Genomic DNA, 453 nt, shown 5'->3' with positions numbered 1-453 from the left:
ATATGCCGGACTATCAGAAACCTGTTTATTTTTTATCGGTGGTGTTATTAAGCACGCAAAAGCAATCAATGCTTTCACAAACCCATCCACAAACTCCTATAAACGTTTGGTTCCTGGTTATGAAGCTCCTGTTCTTCTTGCCTATTCAGCACGTAATCGTTCTGCATCTTGCCGTATCCCAATGAGCTCCTCACCAAATTCAAAACGCGTAGAAGTTCGTTTTCCAGACCCAACAGCAAATCCCTATTTGGCATTTGCAGCCCTTTTAATGGCTGGTCTTGATGGCATCAAAAACAAAATTCATCCTGGACATGCTATGGATAAAGATCTTTATGATCTTCCCTTAAAAGAACTCAAAGAAATCCCTACTGTTTCAGGAAGTCTGCGTGAAGCACTTGAAGCACTTGACAAAGATCGTGGCTTTCTTAAAGCTGGCGACGTTTTTGATGATGA

The 453-nt window shown here is 41.3% G+C and carries 1 pseudogene; it reads left to right on the top strand.

Annotation, left to right across the window (positions count from 1 at the left end):
• Nucleotides 1-453 (top strand): annotated as a pseudogene (gene glnA, locus J7R05_RS08060) (glutamine synthetase); the annotation flags it as partial.

Source organism: Bartonella capreoli, from assembly GCF_902813205.1.
Taxonomy (GTDB): Bacteria; Pseudomonadota; Alphaproteobacteria; order Rhizobiales; family Rhizobiaceae; genus Bartonella; species Bartonella schoenbuchensis.
Note: the sequence above shows the minus strand (reverse complement) of the source record. Positions and strands in the feature narration are given on the sequence as shown.